The 772-nt window shown below is 67.9% G+C and carries 1 protein-coding gene and 1 riboswitch; the gene reads right to left on the bottom strand.

Going from position 1 to position 772, the window contains the following annotated elements:
• Positions 1 to 675, bottom strand: a 675-nt coding sequence (locus tag ACLE20_RS15525; RefSeq protein ID WP_410941218.1) for a phosphomethylpyrimidine synthase ThiC, incomplete at its 3' end; no start/stop codon positions are given.
• Positions 669 to 772: riboswitch (TPP riboswitch) on the bottom strand. This riboswitch is flagged as partial in the annotation. (Overlaps the previous gene by 7 nt.)

Here is a 772-nt window from a genome sequence, read left to right on the forward strand (position 1 = left end):
CTGCTCGATCACGGTGTCGCGGTAGACCTCCCAAGACAATCTGGTGGGATCGCCGTCGACCTTCTCCAGCGCCTGGTACATCGGCACGGTCCCCACCGGCACCGGGGAGTTGCGCAGGATCCACTCCCGGGTCTGATGGATCTCGCGGCCGGTCGACAGGTCCATGATGGTGTCGGCTCCCCAGCGGGTGGCCCACACCATCTTCTCGACCTCCTCGGCGATCGAGGACGTCACCGCCGAATTGCCGATGTTGGCGTTGACCTTCACGGCGAACGCCTTGCCGATGATCATCGGCTCGCTCTCGGGGTGGTTGTGGTTGGCCGGGATCACCGCCCGTCCGCGCGCCACCTCGTCGCGCACCAGTTCGGCAGGCATGCCCTCGCGTTCGGCGATGAACGCCATCTCGGAGGTGATCTCGCCGTTGCGTGCGCGCTGCAACTGGGTGCCGCGGTCGCGGACCACGCCGGGACGCGCGGGCAGGCCCGCGGCGAGGTCTATCGCCGCGGTGTCGTCGGTGTACGGCCCCGAGGTGTCGTACAGGTCGAGGTGCTCGCCGTTGGTCAGGTTCACCCGGCGGAACGGCACCCGTGCCCCGTCGCGCAGCTCGCGGTAGGTCTTCGAACTGCCCGTGATGGGGCCGGTGGTGACGGAGACGGAATCGGACACAGCAGTCATCTGACGAAGCTCCCTACGCCGGCATTACCCGGTCAGGTTCATACGGTCGACGGCCCGTTAGCCGTCCTCTCAGCGCACTGGTGTGCGCTCCCGCGCG

The sequence above is a fragment of the Rhizobium sp. YIM 134829 genome, from assembly GCF_046546455.1.